Source organism: Bacillus thuringiensis (assembly GCF_001595725.1).
GTDB lineage: Bacteria > Bacillota > Bacilli > Bacillales > Bacillaceae_G > Bacillus_A > Bacillus_A thuringiensis_K.
In genome coordinates, this window is the sequence record NZ_CP014282.1 from 1,378,478 (window position 1) to 1,405,377 (window position 26,900).

Sequence of the window (26,900 nt, forward strand, 5' to 3'; positions counted from 1 at the left end):
TTACGCGTTCTTCATAATAATTGTTTCTAATACGTTTGCAACGCTTTGACAGCTATCAGCTACTTCTTCAAGCTCTTCGTAAATCTCTTTAAATTGAATAATCTTAATCGGATCTTTTTCACGAGAGAATAAGTTCTTAATCGCATGACGGCGAATATCATCACACTGTGATTCATAATCCTTAATCTTAATCGCATTTGTACGAATGTCGACTAATTTTTTGTTAGACATTAATTCAACAGAGTTTGCAATCTCAATCGCACATTGATTAATTGCTTCTACGAATTTAATCATGTATTCATCAGCTTCTGTAATAGAATACATTTCGAACAGACCAGCACTGTGATCTAATCCGTCTAATACATCATCCATACTCATTGCAAGTTGTAGGATGTCCTCACGCTCAATTGGAGTGATAAACGCTTTGTTTAACTCCATAATGATTTCGTGAATAAATGAGTCACCTTTTGACTCATACTCTTTCATGCGCATAGAAAACTCTTTTAAATCGCTAGCATTTTTAATTTTATACTCCACGAAAAATTGCGCGCCTTCTTTTAAATTTTCGGAAACATTCATTAACATTTCAGAAAATTTATCTTTTTTTGATTTAAAGACCATTATTGTTACCCCCACAAAAGTAATATATGTAAAATATATTGGCTAATCAATTCTAACAAAAAACTGTCGTTTTTTAAAACATTTTATCGAAAAGTTTACAAAAACTTAACATAACTCTCGTTGTTCTATTAATAATATTAATATCCAATAGTGAATATCTTACTTGTAGAATGTCCTTTTCTTGCAAAAAGTATGAATGCAAAAGAAAAGCTTTACACTATAGGAATGACTACGTTATTATAATAAATTTAAAAGGCGGTATATTCTTCCTTTTAAAAAGAAGAGTGTAAATAAATGAAGGAAGTGAACGAATGAAATTGAAGAACACTCATTTTAAAAAAATGCTTGAGTGGTTCAATAAGAGGAAGAAACTTCGTAATTCATTAATTGTATTGGGAAGTGTATTCGTTACTCTATTTATTGCTGTAAATATAATAATTTCCATTCAAGACATATCTGAATTAAAACAAGCTGTTCCACAACCGACTTTAATTTATGATGCAAATAATGAGGTTGCAACAAAATTAGCTTCTTCAAAAACAGAAGGCGTTAAAAGAAAAGATATTCCTGATATTATGGTTCAGGCAATTGTTGCAGTAGAAGATAAGGAATTTTTTAACCATCATGGTATTTATTATAGTGGAATTATAAGTGCGGTTTTTAAAAATATTACAGCAGGAGAAGTTGTAGCTGGGGGAAGTACAATTACACAGCAGCTTGCGAAGAATGTATTTCTGACACAAGACCGCACATTTTCGCGTAAAATAAAGGAATATTTTTTAACAAAAAAAATAGAGCGTACGTATACGAAAGATGAAATTATTGAAATGTATATGAACCAAATTTATTTTGGTGAAGGTGCTTGGGGTATAAAAAGGGCGGCTAAATCTTATTTTGATAAAGATGTAAAAAATTTAACAATTTCAGAAGCTGCAACGATTGCGGGCTTAATTAAAGCGCCGTCTGCGTATTCACCTTATAAAAACTTTAACAAGTCAATTGAAAGACGTAATGTTGTATTAAGTTTAATGAAAGAGCAAGGGTATATTTCTGACGAACAGTATAGTAAAGAAAAAGAGAGCGGACTTGTGTTAAAACGAGGCGTTGATGATAAATACAAGGGAAAATACTCTCAATATGTAGACTATATTGTTAGAGAAGCGATGGAAAAGTACGAATTAACACAAAATGAAATTTTAGCGGGTGGTTATCGTATCTATACAGAGCTTGACCCGAAAAAACAACAGGCTGTAGAAGACGTTGTGAATAATGATAGTTATTTCAAAGATAGTGGCTCAGACCAACTTATGCAAACGGGTGTAGTTCTTATGAATCCAAAAACAGGTGGTGTACCAGCTCTAGTTGGAGGCAGAGGGCCGTATCAGTTTTTACAGTTTAACCATGCAACGCAATTAAAAAGACAACCTGGCTCAACGCTAAAGCCTTTGGCTGTATATGTACCAGCGTTAGAACAAGGATATGAAGTATACGATATATTAAAAGATGAACCATTTAACATTAAAGAATATAAACCACAAAATAGCGATCATACTTTTCACGGTGATGTGACAATGTATGAAGCTGTGGCAAAATCGTACAATGTTTCGGCTGTGTGGCTATTAGAACAAATTGGATTAGATAAAGGATTGAAATCTTTAGAGCGATTTGGTATTCCATTAGTACCAGAAGATCGTACGTATCCGATTGCTTTAGGCGGTATGCATGTGGGGACATCTCCATTTGTAATGGCTCAAGCATACAGTACATTTGCAAATGACGGTGTCCAAGTGGAAGCTCATGCAATTAGAGAGATACAAAATGCTGAAGGTGAAACGATTGGAAAGTGGTATAAGAAAGAGACACGAGTGACGAGCGAGAAAATTTCTCAAAAGATGACATATTTATTAAAAGGTGTTGTGGAAAAGGGAACGGGCGAAAAGGCGAAAGTTACTAATGTTGATACAGCAGGTAAGACAGGAACTACTCAAATTGTAAATGGCCCGAGCACCGGTGCAAAGGATTCATGGTTTGTTGGATACACACCAGATTTGGTAGGTGCGATTTGGGTAGGATATGATAAAACAGATAGCGATCATTATGTTCCAGGTGGTAGTCAAATTACGACGACAATGTTCCGGGATATTATGAAAAAAGCGAACGCAAATCCAGCTCAAAAAGCGTTCCAGTTATCGCTCATATCTGAGGCTGATTATAAAAAACAATTGACTACAATAGAAGAGGAAAAACGAAGAAAAGAAGAAGAGAAGAGAAGAAAAGAAGAAGAACAACAACGAAAACAAGAGCAACAAGAGTGGCTTGATAAAGTGAAAGAATGGATTCCTTCATTTTGGTAAAAGAAAGAGGCGAATAAAGAAATTCGCCTCTTTTTTTGTATGAAAACAAAATGAAATTTTAATCGGTAGAGATTTTTGTCTATCTTAATTAGCTATTAATCCATATCCGTTGAGATACATAATATTACTCGTTAAGTATAATATTCGTACTGCCAAAAGATTCGGAATCGTATGTGACGATTATTTTGCCTTTACTAATAGGTTCGTAAGGTAATTCCTCTTCGTAATTACCGTTATTTTCATTGTGGATAGAAAGTGTAATTTCATCGATTTTTTTATTTGTATACTGATCTTTAATCGTTTCAGCAATCTGAAGTAACGCCTCGGAACTAGAAGCTTTTGTAATAAGCATTCCTTTTATAACTTTTTTTTCATTCTTTGTGGCATTGGAATAAGGGATGTTGCTTTGTTTCGTATATAGAAGTTTGTATGGAGTAGTTTTTCTCTCTGCTTTTGATATAGTGGAATATTTTAGAGTTAAAAAACATCCTAAACATAAAATAATGCATACCATAAGTGCAAACCAAATGCGTATTAGTGACATAACTCTCATTTTCATCCCTCTTTCATATCTTTGACTTCACTATTTATCATACAAAATGAGGATTAAGGTAGAGTAAATTTGAGGTAAAGAAACGTAAAGAAGGAGCACTTATCCTCCCAAATAAGTGCTCCTTTCTATATAAAGAGAGATTTAATGCACGGTTAAACGATACATATTATTATAAATATAATTTTCAAGCGAAAATTAGTAAATTCGGAATACAGATAGTGTTGCAGTTGTATCGCCCGTGTTAGGAATAGAAATAGTGTTTGCTGTAGGTTGTACAGAAATTGTTGTACCAGCTTGTAAAGTAACGATTGTAGAGAACGATACAGCACTACCGATAACGTTAGTTGAGAAATTACGAGTAGGTGGTTGGCCGTTGAATGAAATACCGAATCCAAACGGTGAAGAGCCTGGGAAAGTTGTAGACGCTGAGAAACTAATATCATATACGCCTGTTTCTAAAATTGTTAAAGTATCTGCAGTGTCATTGAAATTAATGTTATTTATTTCAAAAACTTGATTAAATTGGATATTTGTTCCAGGGGATATTGTTTGAGCATTGGAGTTTCCGATTGCCGCGATCGTTACAGGAATTGGGGTACCCGCTGGTCCAGTAGCACCAGTAGCACCTGCTGGTCCTTGAATACCTTGAGCACCCGTAGCGCCAGTAGCGCCCGCTGGTCCTTGAATACCTTGAGCACCCGTAGCGCCAGTAGCACCCGCTGGCCCTTGAACACCTTGAGCACCCCTAGCGCCAGTAGCACCCGCTGGCCCTTGAACACCTTGAGCACCCGTAGCGCCAGTAGCACCAGTAGCACCCGCTGGTCCTTGAGCACCCGTAGCGCCAGTGGCACCAGTAGCACCTGCTGGTCCTTGAATACCTTGAGGCCCTTGAGGTCCAGTAGCACCTTGAGCGCCCGCTGGTCCCTGAGCGCCTTGAGGTCCTTGAGGTCCAGTAGCACCAGTAGCACCAGTAGCACCAGTAGCACCCGCTGGTCCTTGAGGCCCGGTAGCACCAGTAGCACCAGTAGCACCAGTAGCACCTGTTGCTCCTCCGCCTCCAAGGCAACCTGATCCGTATTGAACTAGGATAGTTTGGATTTCTGTTATGAGTCTAACTAGTTTGTCGATCGTACAACAATCTACTTTGAATAACTTAGCGATATACAATAAATAATTAAGCAAGCTTTGTAGCTCAACGTATAATGCTCCACATGAGAAAGGTGTTGTTCTTAAAATAGTTAATAAATTAGCAATAATAGAATTTCCAATTTGTTTTTGTGCTGGGGATAAATCTAAGCAATTGAGGAATTTTTGTAAGTTATTTAGGGCAGCGATTAAGTTATCTATATTATTTTGAGAAGGGTTTTGAAAGACAGCTTGAATAGCTTGGCCAAGAGCTTGAAGAAGTCTAACGAATTCTGTAAGTTCGGACTTAGAGATGTTAATATGACTACAAGCTCTTACTTCGCAACAATCATTACCATAAAATACTTTTCCTTTATTTTTATTGTTCATCTTTTCATTCCTTTCTTTCATAGAATCAATAGTCATTACTATATATTAAAATGAAATTTATACTAAATTCGTAATGGACAAACTACCATTTATAAAAAAATAAGGAATTGGCCCACTTAGCAAAAAGTAAGTAAGGTATAGAAGGATTTATATAACGTAAAGAAGAAAAGTTCAACATAAAAAACTGCATGTCAATTGTTGAAGGATTAACAATTGGCATGCAGTTCGTGGATTGGATTTTATTTGTATTGATTTAATCTTTCAAGGGCTGTTTTAGGTAAGATTGGAATTGAAATAGTAAAAGTTGTACCATTTTCATTACTAGTCATTTTTAATGTACCGTTATGATTTTGAATGATTTTTTTCGTTACTGACAAGCCGAGCCCTGTACCGGAATCTTTTGTTGAGAAGAATGGATCAAAGATATATTCTTGAATGGCTCGTGGAATACCAGTTCCATTATCAGTGAAAGTAATACGGACAAAATTATCAAGGCGGTAACTAGCGATTTGTATAGAAAGTTTTTTTTCGCTTTGAGCATCGACAGCGTTCTGGAATAAGTTTAAAAAAACTTGTACAAGTTCATGACGATCAATATGAACTAATATATCATCTAATTCGGTAGAAAAATTATAATCAATTGAAATGTTATGTAAAAAGACTTCACTAGCTAATAACTGTTGAATATACTCACGTAAAAATGTATTAATGGGAAAGGGTTCTCTTTTAAATTCACGTGTTTTTGAAATAGATAAAAATTTTGTAATGATACTATTTGCGCGATCTAATTCAGGAATAAGTAAGTTTTTAAATAGTTCTTTATTAGATGGAGAAACATTTTCTTGTAAAAATTGTAAATATCCTCGTACGGTTGTAAGAGGATTACGTACTTCATGTGCAATACCAGCCGCGATTCGCCCTGCTAACGAAAATTTTTCTGCATCACGTTCTGTATTTAAATAATGAAAGACACTAATAACTCTAAAAATCTCTCCGTTATAATCACGAATAATTCGGTTATTTAAAATGCCATAGTTTTTGTCTAAAACTTCTTCATTGTATATTTCTGTGCCTGTTCTTAATGTTTCTAGAGCTTTAATTTTTTCTTCAGGCAATTTTAGTAATTGTTGAATTGGTTTTCCAATTATATCATTTCGTACTACACCAAAATCATCTGCAGCAGCTTGATTACATAAAGTTATATTTCCTTTATTATCAACAAAGGTTACATGATGTGAAAAAGCATCAAAAATATGAACAAAGTATGTTTCAAGTTGTTTAAATAAAAATAATGAGTCGCAAGTAAGTTGAAAATCGGCCTCTTTATTTTCTTTTTGTATGTTTTGAATGGAATGAGTCGATCTCGTTTTCTTTATTTGTAAACCAATATGTGAATTTTTATATGTGAAATGATGTGGTAATTGATTTACAAGTTCTTCATAAAAACGTACTTTATTTTCTAGTTCTTCTATTCGTTTTTCATGAGATATAATATCATCGTTTGGAAGCATAAATAACCCCTCAATTTAAAAATTCTTCCATCTAGTATATCATATTTTTATACGGATACTCTTAAAGAAGAGACTACTTAATAAAATTGATTGGTCGAAGTGTTCAGTAATTGAGTAGAATGGATAGAAGGTGAAGTTAAAAAGGGAGGAATATATTTGCTTTTCATTGGAGTAACAGGGTGGGGAGATCATGATTCTTTATATATAGACGCCTATGAAAATAGAAATAAATTACGAACATATAGTGAGTATTTTCCTATTGTAGAAGTGGACAGTTCATTTTATGCGATGCAACCTGCACGAAACTATATAAAATGGGCAATGGAAACACCGAAAGATTTTTCTTTTATAGTAAAAGCATATCAAGGAATGACAGGACATATGAAAGGTGAAATTCCTTTTTCTACGTTCGATGAGATGTTTGATGTATATAAACAATCTATTCTTCCTTTAATTGAAGCTAGTAAATTAAAAACAATTTTATTTCAATATCCGCCATGGTTTGATTGCAAAAAGAAAAATGTAGATTTTCTTCGATATACGAAAGAAAAAATGGAAGGTTTACCATGTGCAATAGAATTTCGAAATCAAACATGGTTTTATCCAGAAATGAGAGATAAGACGTTACAGTTTCTAGAACAGGAGAAATGGATTCATACAATTTGTGATGAACCACAGGCTGGGATAGGTTCTGTGCCACTCGTGTTAGAGGTTACGAATTCAGACATGGCATTAATACGTTTTCACGGTCGAAATGTTCATGGTTGGCTTGATAAAGGGGAAAATTGGAGAGCGGTTCGCTGTTTATATCGCTACAACAATAAAGAACTGGAAGAATGGGTTGAACGATTAGAGCAATTAAAAAAGAAAACAAAGGATATATACGTACTGTTTAACAACAATTCAGGTGGGGATGCAGCAGATAATGCGAAACAGCTTATGAAAATGATGAACATTACATATGGTGAGCCGAAGCCGGAGCAATTAAATTTTTTTGAATGATAATAAACAAGAAAGGCACTGTACAAACAGGGGGAATGTACAGTGCCTTTCTATATGAAAAAGAGGGGTAACAATGTTACTGAGCGTTTGGTTGATTCATCAATTGTTGGCTTCATAATAAATGATAATGGTTATCATTATCATTGTCAATGGTTTTTCTAAAAATATATAAAAAACTTGTATATTTTAAATAGAGATAAAAAAAGAACAGCGATTAATGCTGTTCTTTTCCATTGACGAATTGTTGTAAATCAAAAGGAGTTATCGCTTGGATAAATTCTTTTGAGATAAGTGTTTGAACGAGAGTGCTCTCAGAGATAGAAGCACCTGTTTTCTTTTCATAAGCTTGTTTTAATAAATCAAGTTTTTCAGCCGTTTCTTTTGGTAATTCAATTGTAAGTGTGTTCATAATTTCTCCCCCTTATTATTAGAGTACCACTACAGTATAGGAGAGACAAGAAAAGAGAATATGAAATATAAAAAAGGTTACCAAATTTTCAAATGGTAACCTTTTTTATGTATAAGAGTTATTAAGCAATACCGATATACTTTAAAGTTTTTGATGGAGTACTGTGATCAAAGAAGTGTTGTAAAAACGCAATATCAACACCTGATTTGTATGCACAATAACCCCAAGTTTTTCGAAGTGTATGTGAGCTAATCCCTTCTAATCCAACTTCTTTTGCAGCTTTGTTTAAAATGTACCATGCATGTTGTCTCGTAATAGATTTTGTTCCTTTTTGAGATTTTAGCAATGGTTCATTACGTTTCCAAGTTTTACGTTCTTTCATGTAGTCTTCGATTGCGTGCTGTAAGTCTTCATTTACAGCAAACCATTTATGTTTCTTCACTTTTTCATTGTAAAATAAAATGGAATGGCGAACATTTTCATTTTCATCGATTACATCACTAACTTTTAATTGTAAGATTTCACTTACTTTTAAGCCAGAATTTACAGCTAATACGAATAATAAGCCATCACGTTTCGAAGATTGTAAAAGTATATTTTTGATAGTTTCTAATTGTTTTTCATTTTGAATAGGTTGTCCTGCTTGTTTCATTTCACGCACTCTCCTCTTTTATATGTGTAAAGGAAAGGATTAACTTGTTTCTTACTATAAAGGGAGAGTGTGAATTTCATGTGAACTCCTAGTGAAATTAAGACAAATTATTTGACTTCTTTTACTTTTTGTAAATTGAAATAGAATACAACACTGTTAGTCGTATTATACACACCGTACTCGGCATGATGAAGGTCTAAAATGTTTTTTACGATAGATAATCCAAGACCGGTACCTCCAGTGTGACGGCTACGTGATGCATCTAGACGATAGAAGCGATCCCAAATTTTTTCAAGACTTTCTTCAGGGATAGGGTTTCCTGTATTTTCGATTTCGACTTTTACGGTATCTTCTGCTTCTATAATGGAGACTTGTATTTTTTCTCCATCTGGCGTATAACGGATTGCATTACTTAGTAAGTTCACAACTACTTGCTCAATGCGACTGCGATTTGCTTTAACAAGTATAGAAGGGTCTGCATCGATGTTCACTTGTAAATGTTTTTCTTCCATGCTAAATAATAATTTTGTGTAGACTTGTTGCGTTAATTCACCGATTGAGAACGTCGTCATATCTAGTTTGTAAGTACCAGATTCCAACTTTGCTAATTCTAACATTTCAACAATCAGCCTGTTCATATTTTCTGTTTCTTCTAAAATAACATCAGTATAATACGAAGTATCCTTACTAACACCATCCTTAATTCCTTCTGCAAAACTTCTAATTACACTTAGCGGTGTTTTTAATTCGTGTGATACGCCAGAAATGAATTCTTTTCTTGTTTTTTCTAATTGACGTTCACGTTCAATATCTTGTTGTAACTTTGTATTAGCAACATTTAATCGATCGATTCGATCTTTTAAATTTACAGATAATGTATTGATACTGCCAGAAAGCCCGCCAATTTCATCGTCAGCTGTAACAGGTAATTTCTCGCTGAAATCAAAATTAGCCATTTTTTTTGTAACACGATTTATTTTAATTAATGGCTTAACAATGATTTTTGAGTAGTAGAAGGATAACAAAATAATTACGAGAAACACGATGATTAAGGCATAGACATAATAATCTTTTAAAACGAGCATTGCTTCATTAACAGGCTGCAAAGATGCTATCGCAAAAGCATATTCTGTAATCCTTCCATTTTCTATAATAGGCTTTACAAAGATACTATTTTTTATATTTTCTCCGCCATCTAATATGAAAGTACTTAATTGGTTCGAGTTAGAAGTGCCCTCTCTAATCATATCTGCAAAATATTGAACGGCTTGTAATGTTTCAATATCATTTGCAAGACGAACCTCAGCTTTGGATGGGAGCTGTAACTTAGTTATAACACCTGTAAAGACGATTCGAGTTGTAGATTTGTATCGGCTTGCAAGTCTGTTCTTAGAAGGGTTACCATTAATTGACTGAAAATCCGAATAGAAATGTTCGTTCTGCCATTGATTATAATTCGTTCCTAATTTTTGTGGTGTGATTATATTATTCTCTTGTACGACTCCATCAACATTGATTATTACATCTTTTTTTAAACCTAAATTTTCGAATTTATTATATTCTTCTGGTGTTAAAAGATTATTGAGTGGAATGGAATACTGTTTATTATTGTTGGGATTAAATACATCGATATAGTAATTGTTATCACTTTTAATAATACCGTTAGAATCCAAAAACTGCATATCTGCATTTGTTTTATCATGAAATTCTTGTTTTAGTTTTCTAACCTGCTCATAACTTTTATCACTTTTATCATAATTATCTACGAATTTTTCAAAAGCAGTTTGGACTGTTTTTACTTTTTTATTAATATAAAATTTCTCTAAAAATAGAGATTGTCCTAGGAAAAAAAGTAGGAATATGATTGTAAATAAAGTGGATGTTAATAAAAATAGTTTAAAGACGATACTTCTGTTTTTCACTGCGTCACCTCTTATAAGAAATACTGTAAATGATTTCTTTATTATAACAAACGTTACAAGAAAGTAGAGGGGAGAAATCTGTCTCTTTATAAAGTAGTTATTTATAAAAAGTCACATAAAAAGAACTCGCCAGACGTATGACAAGTTCTTTAGTGTATTATTGTTGAATTGCTGCATCTAAAGCGATTTCAATCATTTCGTTAAATGTAGTTTGACGCTCTTCAGATGTAGTTTCTTCGCCGGTGAAGATGTGATCGCTAACTGTTAATACAGATAATGCATTTACACCGTATTTTGCTGCTAATGTGTAAAGAGCAGTTGTTTCCATTTCTACTGCTAATACACCGTAATCTCCAAGTTTTTTAACCATGTCCATGCTTTCACGATAAAACACATCTGCTGTTAAAACGTTACCGACACGAACGTGTAATCCTTTTTCAGTTCCAGCATCATAAGCTTTCTTTAAAAGGTCAAAGTTTGCAGCTGGTGCAAAATCAAATCCTGGGAATGTTAAACGATTCATATTAGAATCAGTACAAGCCGTCATTGCGATAATAACATCACGAACTTTTACATCTTTTTGAATTGCACCGCAAGTTCCAACGCGAATTAAATTTTTAACGCCGTAGCTTTGGATTAATTCGTTTACATAAATAGAAATAGAAGGAACACCCATACCTGTACCTTGAACAGATACACGTTTTCCTTTATAAGTTCCAGTGAAACCTAACATACCACGCACATTATTATAGCAAGTAACGTCCTCTAGAAATGTTTCAGCGATATATTTTGCACGTAATGGATCACCAGGTAATAGAATAGATTCAGCGATTTCGCCTTGTTTTGCTTCGATATGTACACTCATAAAAAAGTCCTCCTTATAATGTATTGATAGAAATCAATATCATTTGCATTATACACTACGAATCCTTTCAATTAAAATCTTTTTATTATTTGTAATATGTACAAAATAGGAGGATTTCATAAATCATAATCTAGAATATATATCTTAAGAAGTTTTGTATGAATAGAGACAATAAAAATGGTAGGTGATGTTTTGAAAAATCTTGTCATTGGGCTTATTGCGTTAGTACTTATTGTGGCAGGAGGATTTTACATAAAAAAATATCAAGAAAACGAAGAGACTGTAGGAGATGTTCAGGAAGTAAAGTGGGATGTTTCAAATGGAAAGGGAAATGAGAAAGTAGATATTGTATTTCAGTTGTTAAACAACAAGAATAATGAAATTCGTGGTGTAAATGATCAAATGAGGGCAGTGATTGTAGATGGACAGTTAAAAAACATACAACAAATTAAACCCACATTTGCAGGGAACGGGTCATATAAGTTATCTTCCAAAATAGCGAAAGACGAAGAATATACAATATTTTTATACGAAGACAAAAATAAGTCCGTAGAGTCATTCGCTAGGAAAGATTTTGGTAGAACGAAAGAGGAGAACAATAAGAAAAAAGTGAAATTTCCAATCGACAGTGTACTTACAAAAAAAATAGGAGAGTATGAAGTTTCTCTTTTATTTGGCGCATTACATCCGAATGAACCAGTTACGTTAACATTTCAGTTTCAAGCGAAAAAGGGTGGAAAATTGAAATTACATTCAGAGAGAGGGGAAGTAGAGTCACTCTATATAGTGGATGAAACGAAGGAGAACTTTTTATACGCTATGCCTGTAGATACGGATGAGCAATTACAATACCGGATTACATTTCCTGCCGAGGGCACGTATAAAATGTGGGGGAATTTCTATATAAATGGTAAGAAGTATGAAAAAGAATTTATTGTACAAGTTCAAAAAAGAAAAAACAGCTAAGAATTTAGCTGTTTTTTCTTTTTCCTATTAATTTTGTTACAGAGAGCATTGTAATTGGTAAAGAATGATTCTTCCTAAATGCTAAATATTTACCGCTCCATGCTGGTTTATATTTTTCTTTAAAATGTCGTAATCCGCTGAAACTATACGTATAGCGAACATTATTAAAGATCGCAGCAGCCACTCGTTCAGACCAGAAAGACTGTGTGGATAAACCAACATTTGAAAGTGGTGCCATACCAATATTAAAGGAGTGGTATTCATTTTCTTTTGCCCACTGGAATAAGTGGATGAAAATTGCGTCCATAATGCCGCTAGGCGCATCTGGGTAATATCGCATTAAATCGACAGATAATGATCCGTTTTGATATACGGGCATGAATGTTGTGAATGCAATGATTTTTCCATCCGCATCAGATAATGTTGCGATAGGAGCGCGACTAATATATTCACGATCGAAGTATCCGAGTGAAAAACCTTTCTCTTTTTTTCCACCAAGCCATGCATCTGAAACTTTTCTTAACTCTTCATATAATTCGTCGGAGAAAGGTGGCTCATGAATAGAGAATGTATAGCCTTCTCTTTCAAAACGGTTGAAAGTAGCTCGCATGCCAGCGCGTTTCTTTCCTGTTATTGTAAAGGTATTTAAATCAACAACAGCTTCTTCACCAAGCTTAAAGAAGTTATAACCAAAATCGTGGTATAAACTCATCCATTTACTTTCAATTTGATAGAATACACAAATGTATCCAAATCGATCAGCCTCAGCTAAAAACTCTTGCAATACAGTACGATAGGAGGAAGGGTCTCCAATTGGATCACCTAGTACAATAAGTCGTTTTCCAGTTATTGAGAAGAGAATGAGTGCTTTTCCATCACTACTGAAAAAGAACTGTTTATCTCCTAAAAAACCTAAATGACTAAGTACATTTCCACCATGTTCATCTAAGAAGTTTTGTAATCGTTTATCATTAGCTGGTTGCCCGGGAAATTCATTTCGATAACGATTTGCAATGAGTGAACCAATTAGTAAAAAAGTAGGAACAAAAAAGGCAGCTGCTAATGCACTTCGTTTCACTTGTGTAATATTACGAACGACAAAATCAGGTTTGAAAGCTTCTTTTGCACCTGCAAATAAAATACCTAAGTTTTTATATAAATATAACGTTACAAGTAGGAATATAAAAACTTTTACGATATCGGAAAGTGAGACTTCCATTTTCTCACGTACAAACCTTTTACGAAGCATATACAATACGGCGAGTACGATTAATAAAATAAAAGTTTCTTCAACATCAATTCCTTTTAGTGTGTTAAAAATAGCCGCTCCAATTAAAGAAACAATCGTCATATAATAAGAACGTTTTGTTCCGTAATATATCCCCCGCGAAAGAATGAGGAGGAGAATACCGAATGTTAGCGATAAGCTAAAAGAAAATTGAATAAGATGTTTTGGAGCTAGAATATGTAAGGCGTGTGCCCGATTTATACTTGTTGGTAGAATGGTTGATAAAATAACCATTAAGCCAGCAAATACTGTTAAAGCAGCAGATGCCCAAGAACCTAACTTTCCTAGAAAGTCACGCTGCAAAGTCCATATAACACCAGTTGTCTCTAATGCAGGCGCAATAAAAGGTTTATCTTCAAACTTTTTAATGGCTACTCCTGTCATTTCAAAAGCTGCAAAAATGAGACCAAGGCAGAAGGGCAAGATGTAATAGACGAGACGATATAATAACATAGCAGGGAGTAAAACACCTGTATCGATGCCGTATTGCCCAAGCCCAGTTAAGAAGACAAGATCAAATGATCCAAGGCCACCAGGAACAAGACTAACGACACCAGCTAAAGCAGCAATAACATATACGCCTAAAAACTTTTGGAATTCGATTTCAATGCCAAATAATAGTAATATGACGTACATAACAATACCAGCAGATACCCATTCGACTAATGAAACTAATGAGTATAAAACAGTTGGGTTTTTCTCCTCTTCTTCTTGTTCCTCTGTTTGCGTCGCTTTTCTATTTTTTAATTTAGAAAATCCGATATATATAGGGACGAAAAGAGCGAAGAAGATAAGAACAGGCCATAGCCATGGTTTTTCATGCAGAATAAATCTCGTGTCTAATATTCCAATAAGACCAAGAAATGAAAGAATGGCTAATCCATTAATAAAGGCAGTTGTCATCCAAGCGATACTTTTAATAAGTTTTCCATTTTCTTTTATATATGGACGATAAAGCATTGTGCGTACGCCGGCCCCAACAAGACCACCAAACCCGATAAATCCATTTAAAGTATTAGCAATCCACGAGATACGGAAAATCTTTTGGACAGGGATATCAGCTTTTAAGTAACGAAGCATAACATAGTCATAAAAGAACATTGTTGATACAGCGAATGCACCAAGTGTAATTGCTAAAAACACTCCTCCGGTTGGAATGTTTTTAATTGTATCAATCGCTTCTAAAAAAGAAATGCCCGCTAGTTCTTTTTTTGCTTGAAAGAATACAATTGTTAATACAACAAATGGGAAGATAATTTTCCCGATTTGTAAGAAACGTTTCCATGAAAACGACATAAATACAACTCTCCTTGTATAAGAAAACTGAGACAATAATATTATTATGACAAACTTCAAGAAAAATAAAAAGGTAAAATCCTGTATAGGCGAGCTATTTTTTATATAGGTATATTTAAAGGAATATTTTGTTTATCAGAAAATTAAGTTAGAATAAAATGAAAGAAAGGGGAGGGGAGTATATGATTATAAAAAGTTATGTAGGATATGAGTTAGAAAAAGCGAAACCTAATACATCAGAAGATTTTTTTAACAGATCTGAAGTGACATATATATTAAATGATAAAGAGAAAACTTTTTCGGTTTTATACGTTCGATATTTTGAAGAAGTTTTACAAGAAATTAATCCTTTTGAAGGAAATCCAGTGTATAAAGTAGAAGAACAAAACATATATTTGCGCGATATTGTAGCGATATGTTGTTTAGTGAAAGACAGGGAGCTTCGTGCGCAAAAACGTTTGTATTTAAATAATATGGAAGAATTTCAACAATATTTTGATGAGGGAACGGTGTCGAAAGTACAAGAAATATTAACTGAATTACATAAAAATAAAAGAGTAGAAATAGCGTGAAATGGCAAAGGAGAGAGAAAAAATGTCTAATTTGATGGTTGAAAATCAAACAGAACAAGTTTCTATATTTTTAGAAGATGCTATTAATTTGATAACCAATTATGTGAATTATCATACGTTACCTTCTTTATTAGAGGAAACACCAGCAGGGAATGAGCGATATTATAAAGGGTTATTAGCATCAATGAGACGACTTCTCGTTTTTTGCGAAGAAGGACAGGATGCATGTCTTGTTTTGTTGAATAGTCAGCCATTTCGAAAAACAGCAGCTGAAAAAATTTTATATAAGATTTACCATCAAGTAATTGCAGAGTTTTTTTCACCGAAGAGTGATCATTGGTATGAAAATAGTCGGTCTGCATATACAGGGAAAAATTCTATCGTTTTTCAACAAACACCACCTGTATCTTTAGAGCAAGTGATGAAGAGTTTAGAAGGTAAATTTCAATTGATGCGTGAAGAACTAGAATATTATGAGACCGATTATCAGACAAAGATGTTACACAAATATTGATTGAGGAAAAGAAGCTAAGGTGACTTAGCTTCTTTTCCTTTTGTACAGTTATATAAGGGATTTTCATTGAATATAGTTAAGTGGATAGCATTAGGGAGGTGCAACATGAATCAACCAGGTGTATTTACAGATTACTTTCATGAAGTAGAAAATTGGTGTGAAAGTGTTCTTCACGTATTAGATAGCCGTGCAATGGAAGTGTATGATGTCCATATGCTTGCTTATAAAATTCAGACGTTATTAGAGCGTATGAAAGAGCATGAGTATGAAACAGATGCAGAGTTTATGTATGAAATAAGCGATGATGTAGAACATATTCAGCATCACTTGCAGGAAGTATTTATGCAAGAAGAAGAATATGAATTATATGAAAGAGGGGATAGTGAACGAGCTGTCCCAATTGGAGGACATACACTCCCGCCATTACCTTATCCGTATAATGCATTAGAACCGTATATTTCTAAAGAGATTATGATATTACATCATGATAAACATCATCGGAGTTACGTGGAAGGGTTAAATAAAGCAGAGAAGATGATGGAAGAAGCGAGAAAAACAAATAAATTTGATTTAATTAAGCATTGGGAAAGGGAAGCGGCTTTTCATGGGTCAGGTCATTACTTACACACGATATTTTGGAATAACATGAAAAAAGACGGTGGTGGAAGTCCAAGAGGAGCTTTTTCACAACAAATTGAAAAAGATTTTGGGAGCTTTTTACGTTTTCAAAAACATTTTACAGAAGCGGCCTCTAAAGTAGAAGGTTCAGGCTGGGCAATTCTCGTTTGGGTGCCCCGGTCTGGAAGGTTAGAAATTTTGCAAAGTACACTTCATCAATTATTTACACAATGGGATACGATACCGCTCCTTGTACTAGATGTCTGGGAACATGCGTATTATTTACAATACCAAAATCGAAAAGATGAATATATTAAAAACTGGTGGAATGTTGTAAATTGGCCTGATGTAGAAAAAAGGTTTGAAACTGCGAAACAAATTGAATGGACACCATATTAGACGCAAATTCTCTGCGTCTTTTTTAATGGAAGTAGAAGGAAGATTTCGTTCATATTTTAAAAGGCCAAGCATACACTTGTACAAAAAGTGCCAAAAGGACGTGGGGGGAAATATGAGACGAATTTGTATAATCATTACGCTTCTTATGATGTATGCAAGCGTTATGCCGATTCCTACATATGCAAAGATGAACAGCAATGTCAGTGCTCGAAATGCTGTATTAATGGAGCAACAGTCTGGTCGAGTATTATACGGAAAAGCAGAACATGAGCCTCAAAAAATTGCTAGTATAACAAAAATTATGACCGCTTTGTTAGCTGCTCAATCAGGGAAGATGAAAGAAATGGTATCAGTTAGTAATGAAGCGGTGAGGGTGGAAGGATCGGCAATCTATTTAAAGCCTGGACAAAAAGTGAAGTTAGAAGATTTAGTATACGGACTCATGCTTAGATCTGGTAATGACGCAGCGCAAGTAATTGCTGAAAGTGTGGGTGGGAGTATAGATGGATTCGTATATTTAATGAATCAAAAAGCGAAAGAAATTGGAATGAAAGATACGCACTTCTCAAACCCCCATGGCTTAGATGGAGATGGATCACATTATTCATCGGCTTACGATATGGCATTATTAACGAAATATGCAATGGGAAACGAGACATTTAAGAAAATTTTCGGAACTAAAACGTATAAATCAGATTCTTGGGATTACCCGTGGAAAAATAAACATAAGCTGGTAACGTCTTATTATGAATTTGCAACAGGAGGAAAAACAGGCTTTACGAAGAAAGCTGGGCGAACGCTTGTGACAACGGCATCAAAAGGTGGACTAGATTTAATTGTCGTAACTTTGAGTGCTTCTAGTGATTGGGATGATCATATGAATTTGTTTGATAAAGGTTTTGAACGTTTTAAACAAACGAAAGTTTTAGGACAAGGAGCAATTGCTGAAATAAATGAAAAGAAGTATGCCAACCATGTTTATACGAAAAATAGTTTTTCCGTGCCGTTAACTGAAGAGGAAAGAAAGAACGTATTATTAAAAGTTGAACTCGATAAAAGTATAAAGCTTGAGGATGGAGTAAAGGTTGGAAAGACAGATGTTTATGTTGGCAATGAGAAAGTTGGGGAACGGAATTTATTTTATAGTAAACGGAAGTTAGTAGCTACAACAGGACTTTACTGGAATAATGTGAAAGAAATTTTTTCTTACATGATAGGTGTTGGGAACGATGGTTAATCTCGTATGGGTAGCGATGGCTGTCATTGGGATTGTATACGCCATGATAAATGGAACGATGGAAGAAGTGAATAAAGCTGTATTTGACGGAGCAAAAGATGCGGTAACGATTTGTATAGGACTTATTAGTGTTTTAGTATTTTGGCTCGGTTTAATGAAAATTGCAGAGGAAGCCGGATTGTTAAAAAAATTAGTTACACTTTTTATGCCGATAGTAAAAAGGTTGTTTCCAGAAATACCAAAGGATCATCCGTCCATGGGATTTATTCTATCAAATATGATGGCAAACTTTTTTGGTCTAGGTAATGCAGCAACCCCTCTTGGCATTAAAGCGATGGAACAACTGAAAGAGTTAAATGGAGGAAAGGATTCGGCGAGCCGTTCTATGGTGACGTTTCTAGCATTAAATACATCAGCTATTACATTAATTCCTACGACAGTCATTTCGATTCGAATGACGTATGAATCAGCGAATCCTACTGAAATTGTTGGGGTAACATTTATTGCACAAGTACTTTCTATGATTGGAGCAATTTGGATTGACCGCTATTTTTACCGAAGAAGGAGTAGAAAGGGGCGGAAAAAATGAGTATTGTAAATACAATTTCCTTATGGGTAATCCCTTGTGTAATTGGTTTTATCCTTTTATATGGCACGATAAAGAAAGTGCCGACGTATGAATCGTTCGTTGAGGGAGGAAAAGAAGGGATTCAAATTGCAATTTCTATCTTACCATTTATGGTTGGAATGCTTGTGTCTATTTCTATATTCCGGTCTTCAGGTGCGTTAGACGCAATGATATCGGTAATGAAGCCAATGTTAGATTTAATCCATGTTCCAGCAGAAATTGTGCCATTAGCACTTATACGCCCTATTTCAGGCTCTGCTGGTTTAAGTATTACGACCGATTTAATTGCTACATATGGGCCAGATTCTTTTATTGGGAGATTGGCTTCTACGATGCAAGGGAGCACAGATACGACTTTCTATATTTTAACTGTATATTTTGGAGCGGTTGGGATTAGAAAAATGGGGGATGCACTAAAAGTAGGACTTTTTGCAGATTTAATCGGGATTATATGCTCAATTGTATTCGTTTCTTTATTGTTTCAGTAATACTATTCATTTTTTACACTATTTCGCTTATAATACGTATACGACCACTATTAAGGTGTAGAGCTTAATAGTGGTTTTTTTATGTGGTATTTTTGACAAAATGATGAACTTTTATTGTGAGAAATATGAAAAATATGGACAATAATAAAGGGTAAAAACATGATTTGACCTTTATATGTTTATTATCATCGCTATGTTGTTTAAGTAAGATGAAGCGAATAGCCGTAAAGCGTATGCGGTTGCCAAGTCTTTCTAATGTAAGGTAAGATAAATTCGAGGTGAAAAAAAGAAATGGAACGATTACAAAAAGTGATTGCGCAAGCAGGTATTGCATCGAGAAGAAAGGCTGAGGAATTAATTCAGCAAGGAAAAGTGAAAGTTAATGGGAAAATAGTGAAGGAGTTAGGGACAAAAGTAACTCCTCAAGATAAAGTAGAAGTAAATAACATCCCTCTTGAAAAAGAAGAACCTGTTTATTTTTTACTATATAAACCAACTGGCGTAATTTCAAGTGTATCAGATGATAAAGGAAGAAGTGTTGTAACGGACTTTTTCCCGGAAATTACACAACGTTTATTCCCAATCGGACGCTTAGATTATGATACGTCTGGCGTATTATTAATGACAAACGATGGGGACTTCGCAAACGTATTAATGCATCCTAGATATAAAGTTGAAAAAACGTATGTTGCAAAAATAAAAGGTCCATTAACAGGTGAGAAAATTCGCATGTTAGAACGCGGTGTTACGTTAGAAGACGGTAAAACAGCACCAGCACGTGTGAAAATTATTTCTTGGGACAAGCGTAAAGAGATGGCTATTGTACAATTAACAATTCATGAAGGACGTAATCGTCAAGTACGTCGTATGTTTGAAGCGTTAGACTGTAAAGTAGTGAAATTAAAACGTGAACGTTATGCTTTCTTAGAAGTAGGAAGCCTGCGACCTGGTGATGCGAGAGAATTGACACCACATGAGGTGAAACAATTACGCGCACTTGCTTCTACAAAGCCAAGATAAGCTATAGAGTTAAAAATTCACCAGTGGAGTGCTCTGCTGGTGATTTATTCATACAACATTTACAGAAGATAATACATAACATGTACCGAGGAGAGGAGAGGTAATATGAAGAAAAATCGCTTATTATTTCGCGTTACTATTCTACTCATTTTATGTGGTGCTGTAGGATTTACCCTTTATCAAGGATTCTTTGCTAATAAAGAGAAAATGCAAATCGGAAAAGAAGCACCTAACTTTGTTGTGACGGATTTAGAAGGGAAGAAAATTGAACTAAAAGATTTAAAGGGAAAAGGTGTATTTTTAAACTTTTGGGGCACGTGGTGTAAACCTTGTGAAAAAGAAATGCCTTATATGAATGAATTATATCCAAAGTATAAAGAAAAAGGCGTTGAAATCATAGCGTTAGATGCAGATGAAACGGATATTGCAGTAAAGAACTTTGTGAACCAATATGGTTTGAAATTCCCAGTTGCCATTGATAAAGGACAAAAGATTATAGGAACATATGGCGTAGGTCCATTACCGACAAGTTTTTTGATTGATAAAGATGGAAAAGTAGTGGAGCAAATTATAGGGGAACAAACGAAAGAACAGTTAGAAGGGTATTTAAAGAAAATTACTCCGTAATAAAGAAAGCCTTTACATAAGAGGTACGTGTCTGTAGCGCCTCTGGTTTAAAAATTCTGAGTATTGCGGTAACTTGAGGTTAGAATATACAATAGTACATATAGATACAGGGGCGGTGAGAGTGTTGAAAGAAATTAAATGTGAATGTGGACATGTTAATCCGATAGGAACCGTTTTTTGTGAAGCTTGCGGGAAACCATTTGAAAGCAATGAAAATACAAAACTATTGGATATGCGCTATGAGGGGAGTGCACGGAGATCTCTCACGCAGACAAAAACGATAGTCGATAAAATTTGGAGTTTTTTCTCTTCTGTAAAAGTGGGTGTATGGCTAATCGTAATAACTTTAGCTGCATCAGCGATAGGAACTATTTTTCCGCAAGAAATGTACATAACTCCAGGGATTGCACCAGCTGAATATTATAAACAAGAATACGGATTTTTAGGACAATTATACTATCAATTAGGGTTTAATAATTTATACGGTTCATGGTGGTATATGATTTTGATTGCTTCTATCGGTATTTCTCTTGTGATATGTAGTTTAGACCGCGTTATTCCACTTTATAAAGCTTTAAAAAAGCAAGGCGTAAAAAGACATCCTAGCTTTTTAAAGAGACAGAGATTATATGGGACTGGTACACCGCAAGATGGTGACCTGGAAAGAGTGCAAAAGAATTTAAAGAAAAGAAACTATAACGTGAAAGTGGAAGACGGAAACGTTTTAGCAGAAAAGGGACGCTTCTCGCGTTGGGGTCCATATGTGAATCATATCGGTCTTATTATCTTTTTATTCGGTGCGATGCTTCGTTTTTTACCGAGTATGTACGTAGACGAAGCACTTTGGTTACGTGACGGTGAAACGAAAGAAATACCAGGGACGGATGGACAATACTACTTAAAAAACGAAAAATTTATAAAAGAAGTTTATGATAAAAGTAAGGACAAGGAAGTTTTTGAGGAAGCGATTGATCGTGTAGGCGATAAAATGATTGCGAAAAACTTCCAAACGAATGCCGTATTATATAAAGCAGTAGGAGAAAATATAGCAGGACAAAAACCGAAATTAGAAAAAGTAAAAGAAGCGGAAATTCGAGTGAATGAACCACTGAAATTTGATCAATTTGCAGTGTATCAAGTGGATTATAAAGAAAGTGAATTTAAAAGTATGTCCTTTCACTTGCAAAATAAAGAAAATAATCAAAAGTGGGGACCGATTAAAGTAGATTTAACGAACCCTAAGGAAAAATATGATTTAGGAAATAGTTATTCTTTAGAACTATTAAGCTATTTTCCTGATTTTTATTTTGATGAGAATGGAAAACCAAATACAAAAACGAAATTACCAAACAATCCTGCATTTGTATTTAAAATGTTTACACCTGAAACGCCAGATGGTGAAGTGAGTTTTGTTGGTATTCAGCAAAATATAGAACCAGATGGGAATAACAAATATAAAATGTCCTTCGCAGGTGTGGAAATGCAAAATGCAACAGCACTTACTGTAAGAAAAGATTTAACGCTTTGGATTCTCGGCATTGGAGGATTTATATTTATGGTTGGTGTCATTCAAGGTATGTATTGGAATCATCGCCGTATTTGGATACAACGTGTTAATGATGAATGGTGGATTGCAGGGCATACAAATAAAAATTGGTTCGGTTTAAAGAAAGATATTGAAAGAGTAATAGAAGGTACAGCAATTCCACAGCCAAATGATAAAGTAATTGATAAAAAAATTAGTTAAGGTGGGGAAACGATATGGTGCAAATAAGTAGTAACTTTCTCTTTACCGCATTTATTTTATATTTAATTGCGACTCTATTTTTTGGGGGAGCCATTAAAGAAAAGGGTCATAAATGGGCAAATGTAGGAATAACGATTACAATTTTAGGGTTTATAGCACAAACAGTATATTTTGTTACAAGGTGGATTGCATCAGGGCATGCGCCAGTTAGTAACTTTTTTGAATTCGGTACATTTTTCGGCATGATGCTTGTAGGAGCATTTATTGTCATGTATTTTATGTACCGTGTAAGTATAATCGGACTATTTGCATTACCAGTTGCGCTTTTATTAATTGCCTATGCAAGTATGTTTCCGAGGGAAATATCTCCGCTCATTCCATCTTTAAAAAGTAATTGGTTACATATTCACGTGACGACTGCAGCAGCAGGACAAGCAATCTTAGCGATTAGTTTTATTACGGGCGTTATGTATTTATTGAAAAATGTAGATCAATCAACGAGAAGCAAACGTACATTTTGGTTAGAAACGGTCGTATTCACGCTTGTTTGTACGGTTGGGTTTATTGGAGTGACAACGGTATTTTCTAGTATGAAATATGAAGCGAAGTTTCAATGGATTGATAAAAATGAACAACAACTGGAAATGAAGTACAATCTTCCGGCCTTAGTTGGACCGCATGAAGGGAAGTTACTGACAGAAAATAAATTAGAACCGGCAGTTGAAGTTCCAGCGATTGTAAATGCGAAAAAATTAAATACTGTTATTTGGTCAGTGTTAGTAGGAACGTTACTGTATATTGTATTAAGACTTGTTTTACGGAAGCGAGTATCGGCGGCACTTCAGCCGTTAGTAAAGAATACGAATAGTGATCTACTAGATGAAATCGGATATCGATCTATTGCAATTGGATTCCCAGTTTTCACATTAGGTGCATTAATTTTTGCGATGATTTGGGCACAAATAGCGTGGACACGTTTTTGGGGCTGGGATCCAAAAGAGGTTTGGGCACTTATCACTTGGCTCTTTTATGCAGCAGTATTACATTTACGCCTATCAAAAGGATGGCATGGAGAGAAATCAGCTTGGCTTGCAGTAATTGGTTTTGCAATAATTATGTTTAACTTTATTGTAGTAAACTTAATTATTGCCGGTTTACATTCATATGCATAGAGAAATAAAATAGGAGAGTGCATGTCACTCTCCTATTTTATTTTTGTCAACTTTTCTTCTTTTTTGAGAAAAACATGACAAAGTAGCGGTTGATTTTGTAAAATGATGTCGAGGACATTATATGCTGTTCAAAAAAAATACATAGTTTTGGAAAAAAATTGAACAAAATTTATTATTCTTGTGAAGCATAATATGGGAAGTGAAACATTTAGAAGATTGCTTAAATAAACGAGAATAGCGCAACATAATAGTTAAAGAAGGGTAGGTGTGAACCGCTGAGGTGAGAGTGCGCAGCGGGTAGAGATGGAAAATGAATCAAGAATTTTAATTGTAGATGATGAGGATCGCATTCGTCGTTTATTGAAAATGTACTTAGAAAGAGAACAATATACGATTGAAGAAGCAGATAATGGTGATACAGCTTTAGAAATGGCGTTGCAAAATGATTACGATTTAATCTTATTAGATCTTATGATGCCTGGTAAAGATGGCATTGAAGTATGTAAAGGGGTTCGTGAGAAGAAAGCGACACCAATTATTATGCTGACAGCAAAAGGTGAAGAAGTAAATAGAGTACAAGGATTTGAAGTTGGAACAGATGATTATATTGTAAAGCCATTTAGTCCACGTGAGGTCGTACTACGTGTGAAAGCGGTATTACGCCGTGCTGTACCAACAACATTCTTTACACAAGATACAACGACAAAAGATGTTACTGTATTCCCGCACTTAACAATTGATAACGATGCACACCGTGTTACTGCAGATGGTAATGAAGTAAACTTAACGCCGAAAGAATATGAGTTACTATTATTTTTAGCGAAAGCTCCTGATAAAGTATTCGATCGTGAGCAACTGTTAAAAGAAGTATGGCAATATGAATTCTTCGGAGATTTACGTACAGTTGATACACATGTAAAACGTTTACGTGAGAAGTTAAGCAAAAAATCACCAGATGCAGCGAAAATGATTGTTACTGTTTGGGGTGTAGGTTACAAATTTGAGGTTGTGAACGACTGATGCTTTGGAGAAGTGTAGTAGGGAAGTTATGGATGACCATATTACTTCTCGTTTCGTTCGTGCTTGGATTTGTTGCGATTTTACTTTCACAGTTTTTTAGAACATACTATGTTGATATGAGTGAAGCTAGGCTTCAAAAAGTCGCAACAAGTGTTTCAGAGTTAATTGAAGAAGGTGCCGATGTAAAAACGATTGAGAATATCGCTTACAAATTCTCTGATCCACTTTCAAGGATTATTATTGTAGAAGATGGTAAAGAAATTTCTTCTTCACCGAAACAAGAAGGATTAGTCACTCTTACAATGGATGACTTAAAAGAAGATAAAGAATTAGCGGCTGTGTTTACAGACAAAAAAGAAATTAAGAATAACATTAGAAAAGCGTCTAATAGTAGGAAGAATAAAAACACCGAAAATGATATTATGATCGTCGGAAAACCAGTGCAATCAAAAAATCAAAGTGCAGTGTTCGTATATGAATCTTTACAAGTACCGATACAAGGTATGGAAAGAACGACTGATTTTATTTTCTTATCGGCTGGAATTGCGATTATATTAACAACTTTCTTTGCGTTCTTCTTATCTACTCGAATTACAGCACCACTTCGTAAAATGCGTGAGGTTGCTTTTGAAGTGTCGCGTGGGAAGTTTGATGCGAAAGCTCCTATGGTATCTCAGGATGAGATTGGTGAGCTTGCAACGGCCTTAAATCAAATGGGAAAACAGTTGAAGTTTAATATGAACGCCTTGCAACAAGAGAAAGAACAGTTAGCTAGTATTTTAAGTAGTATGGCAGATGGGGTTATTACATTAAATCAAGAAGGTGAAGTTGTAGTAATCAATCCGCCGGCCGAACATTTCTTACAAGTTTGGCAAGAAGAAAAAGAGATAGAGCTAAGTAAAAAACTACCTTCTGAACTTGTGGAACTATTCCATCTTGTTGTAGAAAGTGAACAACAACAAGTTGTTGAAATTAATTTACAAAAAGGGAACTATGTAGTTCTTATGACGCCGCTTTACAATCAAACGAAAATTCGTGGAGCTGTAGCGGTACTGCGAGATATGACGGAAGAACGCCGTCTTGAAAAGATGCGTCAAGACTTTATTGCGAATGTATCGCATGAACTTCGTACACCAATGGTAATGCTGCAAGGGTATAGTGAAGCGATTTTAGATGATATTGTGCAAACGAAAGAAGAAATTAATGAGTTTGTTCAAATCATTTATGATGAATCCGTTCGTTTAGGTAAACTTGTAAATGAATTATTAGATTTAGCACGCATGGAAAGTGGTAATGTAGAGTTACATATAGGTGAAGTTGATATTCATCCTTTCGTTGAAAAAATAGGTCGTAAATTCCAAGGGATTGCAAAGGATAAAGAGGTCGCGTTAACGGTTGATTTCAAAGATCCAATTGAACAATACCCGTTTGATGCAGATCGTATGGAACAAGTATTGACGAATTTAATTGATAACGCAATACGTCATACAAACGCAGGCGGACATGTAACGCTTGTAATTGATACGAAAAATAATGGCCTCATTTTTGAAGTACAAGATTCGGGTGCAGGCATTCCAGAAGAGGATATTCCATTTTTATTTGATCGTTTCTATAAAGCTGATAAAGCAAGAACACGTGGGAAAAAGGGTGGAACAGGACTCGGGCTTGCGATTGCGAAAAATATTGTGCAAGGCCATGATGGTAAAATTTCTGTATCAAGTGTTGTTGGAGAAGGAACTACATTTTCTGTCTATTTACCGAATCGTATAATTTAGATATGTGTTTTTAAAGTTGATAATGAATAAAGTTCTGCTGTTTTTTATTTTTTTGTAAACTCAATTAAATAAAGAATGGTAGAACTTTTTTCTATGTTGCTCGAATAAAGAATAACAAGAGAGGTGCTG

24 protein-coding genes are annotated in these 26,900 nt (G+C 34.7%); 15 read left to right on the forward strand and 9 right to left on the reverse strand.

What is annotated here, in order from left to right; genetic code table 11:
• Window positions 1-621: a DUF47 domain-containing protein gene (locus AXW78_RS07035; protein ID WP_000231449.1), complete on the reverse strand. Its 621-nt coding sequence runs from the start codon at window positions 619-621 to the stop codon at window positions 1-3.
• Window positions 622-932: 311 nt separating this feature from the next.
• Here AXW78_RS07035 and AXW78_RS07040 point away from each other — a divergent pair, with 311 nt between their 5' ends.
• Window positions 933-2,975, forward strand: a complete 2,043-nt coding sequence (locus AXW78_RS07040; protein ID WP_000769237.1) for a transglycosylase domain-containing protein — start codon at window positions 933-935, stop codon at window positions 2,973-2,975.
• A gap of 124 nt (window positions 2,976-3,099) precedes the next feature.
• Here AXW78_RS07040 and AXW78_RS07045 read toward each other — a convergent pair whose 3' ends face one another.
• From AXW78_RS07045 to AXW78_RS07055, 3 genes are all read right to left on the reverse strand, one after another.
• Window positions 3,100-3,528, reverse strand: a complete 429-nt coding sequence (locus AXW78_RS07045) for a hypothetical protein (RefSeq protein WP_001265550.1) — start codon at window positions 3,526-3,528, stop codon at window positions 3,100-3,102.
• A 195-nt stretch (window positions 3,529-3,723) separates the two neighbouring features.
• Window positions 3,724-5,043 carry a Gly-Xaa-Xaa repeat protein gene (locus AXW78_RS07050; RefSeq protein ID WP_061883930.1) on the reverse strand — a complete coding sequence of 440 codons (1,320 nt, stop codon included), beginning with the start codon at window positions 5,041-5,043 and terminating at the stop codon, window positions 3,724-3,726.
• Between the two features lie 239 nt (window positions 5,044-5,282).
• Window positions 5,283-6,554, reverse strand: coding sequence for an ATP-binding protein (locus AXW78_RS07055; RefSeq protein ID WP_000937259.1), 1,272 nt, complete (start codon window positions 6,552-6,554; stop codon window positions 5,283-5,285).
• A 156-nt stretch (window positions 6,555-6,710) separates the two neighbouring features.
• Between AXW78_RS07055 and AXW78_RS07060 the strand changes: the two genes are divergently transcribed.
• Window positions 6,711-7,556 (forward strand): DUF72 domain-containing protein, encoded by an 846-nt coding sequence (locus AXW78_RS07060; RefSeq protein ID WP_000897332.1) that lies wholly within the window; start codon window positions 6,711-6,713, stop codon window positions 7,554-7,556.
• Window positions 7,557-7,770: 214 nt separating this feature from the next.
• Here AXW78_RS07060 and AXW78_RS07065 read toward each other — a convergent pair whose 3' ends face one another.
• From AXW78_RS07065 to deoD, 4 genes are all read right to left on the reverse strand, one after another.
• Window positions 7,771-7,965, reverse strand: a complete 195-nt coding sequence (locus tag AXW78_RS07065) for a DUF3924 domain-containing protein (RefSeq protein WP_001094860.1) — start codon at window positions 7,963-7,965, stop codon at window positions 7,771-7,773.
• A 121-nt stretch (window positions 7,966-8,086) separates the two neighbouring features.
• Window positions 8,087-8,617, reverse strand: a complete 531-nt coding sequence (locus AXW78_RS07070; RefSeq protein ID WP_000806236.1) for a tyrosine-type recombinase/integrase — start codon at window positions 8,615-8,617, stop codon at window positions 8,087-8,089.
• 107 nt (window positions 8,618-8,724) lie between these two features.
• Window positions 8,725-10,539, reverse strand: coding sequence for a sensor histidine kinase (locus AXW78_RS07075; protein WP_000797514.1), 1,815 nt, complete (start codon window positions 10,537-10,539; stop codon window positions 8,725-8,727).
• Between the two features lie 157 nt (window positions 10,540-10,696).
• Window positions 10,697-11,404: a purine-nucleoside phosphorylase gene (gene deoD, locus AXW78_RS07080; RefSeq protein WP_000110707.1), complete on the reverse strand. Its 708-nt coding sequence runs from the start codon at window positions 11,402-11,404 to the stop codon at window positions 10,697-10,699.
• Window positions 11,405-11,581: 177 nt separating this feature from the next.
• Between deoD and AXW78_RS07085 the strand changes: the two genes are divergently transcribed.
• Complete coding sequence (locus AXW78_RS07085; protein ID WP_000232607.1) at window positions 11,582-12,370, forward strand: DUF8832 domain-containing protein; 789 nt, start codon at window positions 11,582-11,584, stop codon at window positions 12,368-12,370.
• Between the two features lie 4 nt (window positions 12,371-12,374).
• Here AXW78_RS07085 and mprF read toward each other — a convergent pair whose 3' ends face one another.
• Entirely contained in the window at window positions 12,375-14,954 is a 2,580-nt protein-coding gene (gene mprF / locus AXW78_RS07090; RefSeq protein ID WP_000010848.1) for a bifunctional lysylphosphatidylglycerol flippase/synthetase MprF, read from the reverse strand.
• 182 nt (window positions 14,955-15,136) lie between these two features.
• On the opposite strand from mprF, the gene AXW78_RS07095 reads away from it, so the two are divergent.
• The 12 genes from AXW78_RS07095 (at window position 15,137) to resE (ending at window position 26,771) form a co-directional block, all read left to right on the forward strand.
• Window positions 15,137-15,526 (forward strand): hypothetical protein, encoded by a 390-nt coding sequence (locus tag AXW78_RS07095; protein ID WP_000584658.1) that lies wholly within the window; start codon window positions 15,137-15,139, stop codon window positions 15,524-15,526.
• Between the two features lie 22 nt (window positions 15,527-15,548).
• Entirely contained in the window at window positions 15,549-16,040 is a 492-nt protein-coding gene (locus tag AXW78_RS07100; RefSeq protein ID WP_000067558.1) for a YpuI family protein, read from the forward strand.
• Window positions 16,041-16,145: 105 nt separating this feature from the next.
• The gene (locus AXW78_RS07105) at window positions 16,146-17,057 is read left to right on the forward strand and encodes a superoxide dismutase (protein ID WP_001075447.1); all 912 of its coding nucleotides are present in this window, start codon (window positions 16,146-16,148) and stop codon (window positions 17,055-17,057) included.
• A 112-nt stretch (window positions 17,058-17,169) separates the two neighbouring features.
• Complete coding sequence (locus tag AXW78_RS07110; protein WP_001252607.1) at window positions 17,170-18,294, forward strand: D-alanyl-D-alanine carboxypeptidase family protein; 1,125 nt, start codon at window positions 17,170-17,172, stop codon at window positions 18,292-18,294.
• A complete protein-coding gene (spmA, locus tag AXW78_RS07115; protein ID WP_000247811.1) occupies window positions 18,287-18,883 on the forward strand; it encodes a spore maturation protein SpmA in 597 nt (198 codons plus the stop codon). Before AXW78_RS07110 ends, spmA begins: the two co-directional genes overlap by 8 nt.
• The gene (gene spmB / locus AXW78_RS07120; RefSeq protein ID WP_000029514.1) at window positions 18,880-19,410 is read left to right on the forward strand and encodes a spore maturation protein SpmB; all 531 of its coding nucleotides are present in this window, start codon (window positions 18,880-18,882) and stop codon (window positions 19,408-19,410) included. Before spmA ends, spmB begins: the two co-directional genes overlap by 4 nt.
• Before the next feature lie 291 nt (window positions 19,411-19,701).
• Window positions 19,702-20,430: a 23S rRNA pseudouridine(2605) synthase RluB gene (gene rluB / locus AXW78_RS07125; RefSeq protein WP_000440556.1), complete on the forward strand. Its 729-nt coding sequence runs from the start codon at window positions 19,702-19,704 to the stop codon at window positions 20,428-20,430.
• A gap of 105 nt (window positions 20,431-20,535) precedes the next feature.
• A complete protein-coding gene (gene resA, locus AXW78_RS07130; protein ID WP_000742212.1) occupies window positions 20,536-21,057 on the forward strand; it encodes a thiol-disulfide oxidoreductase ResA in 522 nt (173 codons plus the stop codon).
• Between the two features lie 121 nt (window positions 21,058-21,178).
• Entirely contained in the window at window positions 21,179-22,804 is a 1,626-nt protein-coding gene (gene resB / locus AXW78_RS07135; RefSeq protein ID WP_000910550.1) for a cytochrome c biogenesis protein ResB, read from the forward strand.
• Window positions 22,805-22,818: 14 nt separating this feature from the next.
• Window positions 22,819-23,976, forward strand: coding sequence for a cytochrome c biogenesis protein ResC (gene resC / locus AXW78_RS07140; RefSeq protein ID WP_000250081.1), 1,158 nt, complete (start codon window positions 22,819-22,821; stop codon window positions 23,974-23,976).
• Between the two features lie 303 nt (window positions 23,977-24,279).
• Window positions 24,280-24,996 (forward strand): DNA-binding response regulator ResD, encoded by a 717-nt coding sequence (gene resD / locus AXW78_RS07145; protein ID WP_000426861.1) that lies wholly within the window; start codon window positions 24,280-24,282, stop codon window positions 24,994-24,996.
• Window positions 24,996-26,771, forward strand: coding sequence for a sensor histidine kinase ResE (resE, locus tag AXW78_RS07150; RefSeq protein ID WP_000964680.1), 1,776 nt, complete (start codon window positions 24,996-24,998; stop codon window positions 26,769-26,771). The genes resD and resE overlap by 1 nt, the downstream gene beginning before the upstream one ends.
• Window positions 26,772-26,900 lie beyond the last annotated feature (129 nt).

Bases quoted from the DNA above. Each gene is read 5' to 3' on its own strand.
- AXW78_RS07035 (WP_000231449.1), bottom strand. From the start codon at position 621: ATGGTCTTTAAATCAAAAAAAGATAAATTTTCTGAAATGTTAATGAAT.
- AXW78_RS07040 (WP_000769237.1), top strand. From the start codon at position 933: ATGAAATTGAAGAACACTCATTTTAAAAAAATGCTTGAGTGGTTCAAT.
- AXW78_RS07045 (WP_001265550.1), bottom strand. From the start codon at position 3,528: ATGAGAGTTATGTCACTAATACGCATTTGGTTTGCACTTATGGTATGC.
- AXW78_RS07050 (WP_061883930.1), bottom strand. From the start codon at position 5,043: ATGAACAATAAAAATAAAGGAAAAGTATTTTATGGTAATGATTGTTGC.
- AXW78_RS07055 (WP_000937259.1), bottom strand. From the start codon at position 6,554: ATGCTTCCAAACGATGATATTATATCTCATGAAAAACGAATAGAAGAA.
- AXW78_RS07065 (WP_001094860.1), bottom strand. From the start codon at position 7,965: ATGAACACACTTACAATTGAATTACCAAAAGAAACGGCTGAAAAACTT.
- AXW78_RS07070 (WP_000806236.1), bottom strand. From the start codon at position 8,617: ATGAAACAAGCAGGACAACCTATTCAAAATGAAAAACAATTAGAAACT.
- deoD (WP_000110707.1), bottom strand. From the start codon at position 11,404: ATGAGTGTACATATCGAAGCAAAACAAGGCGAAATCGCTGAATCTATT.
- AXW78_RS07085 (WP_000232607.1), top strand. From the start codon at position 11,582: ATGGTAGGTGATGTTTTGAAAAATCTTGTCATTGGGCTTATTGCGTTA.
- mprF (WP_000010848.1), bottom strand. From the start codon at position 14,954: ATGTCGTTTTCATGGAAACGTTTCTTACAAATCGGGAAAATTATCTTC.
- AXW78_RS07095 (WP_000584658.1), top strand. From the start codon at position 15,137: ATGATTATAAAAAGTTATGTAGGATATGAGTTAGAAAAAGCGAAACCT.
- AXW78_RS07100 (WP_000067558.1), top strand. From the start codon at position 15,549: ATGTCTAATTTGATGGTTGAAAATCAAACAGAACAAGTTTCTATATTT.
- AXW78_RS07105 (WP_001075447.1), top strand. From the start codon at position 16,146: ATGAATCAACCAGGTGTATTTACAGATTACTTTCATGAAGTAGAAAAT.
- AXW78_RS07110 (WP_001252607.1), top strand. From the start codon at position 17,170: ATGAGACGAATTTGTATAATCATTACGCTTCTTATGATGTATGCAAGC.
- spmA (WP_000247811.1), top strand. From the start codon at position 18,287: ATGGTTAATCTCGTATGGGTAGCGATGGCTGTCATTGGGATTGTATAC.
- spmB (WP_000029514.1), top strand. From the start codon at position 18,880: ATGAGTATTGTAAATACAATTTCCTTATGGGTAATCCCTTGTGTAATT.
- rluB (WP_000440556.1), top strand. From the start codon at position 19,702: ATGGAACGATTACAAAAAGTGATTGCGCAAGCAGGTATTGCATCGAGA.
- resA (WP_000742212.1), top strand. From the start codon at position 20,536: ATGAAGAAAAATCGCTTATTATTTCGCGTTACTATTCTACTCATTTTA.
- resC (WP_000250081.1), top strand. From the start codon at position 22,819: ATGGTGCAAATAAGTAGTAACTTTCTCTTTACCGCATTTATTTTATAT.
- resD (WP_000426861.1), top strand. From the start codon at position 24,280: ATGGAAAATGAATCAAGAATTTTAATTGTAGATGATGAGGATCGCATT.
- resE (WP_000964680.1), top strand. From the start codon at position 24,996: ATGCTTTGGAGAAGTGTAGTAGGGAAGTTATGGATGACCATATTACTT.